Here is a 419-nt window from a genome sequence, read left to right on the forward strand (position 1 = left end):
GGGTAGGGGAGGCCACCATCCCCGCCATCAAGAAGTTCAACGAGTTGCTGGGTCTGGATGAGGACGACTTCCTGCGAAAGACGCAGGGCTCGTTCAAGCTGGGCATCCAGTTCAAGAACTGGTGGCGCCAGGGCGAAAGCTATCTGCACGGCTTTGGTGTGATCGGCCAGGACCTGGGCTGGCTGCGCTGCCACCAGTACTGGCTACGGATGCGCGAGCTGGGTCGCGCGGGCGACTTCGACAACCTGTCGATCAACAACGCGATGGCGCTGAGCAACAAGTTCATGCGCGCCCGCGCCGACATGGCGGAATCGCCCATCGGCCATATCGCCCACGCCTTCCATTTCGATGCGGGCCTCTATGCCAAGCACCTGTCGACATACGCCCAGGCGCGGGGCGTCAAGCGTCGCGAGGGCAAG

1 protein-coding gene is annotated in these 419 nt (G+C 63.2%); it reads left to right on the forward strand.

Annotated elements, in window-relative coordinates:
- Nucleotides 1–419: tryptophan 7-halogenase (locus ACTD9P_RS30110; protein WP_438870499.1), on the forward strand; the 419-nt coding region annotated here is incomplete at both ends.

The organism is Pseudomonas onubensis (assembly GCF_965653655.1).
Taxonomy (GTDB): Bacteria; Pseudomonadota; Gammaproteobacteria; order Pseudomonadales; family Pseudomonadaceae; genus Aquipseudomonas.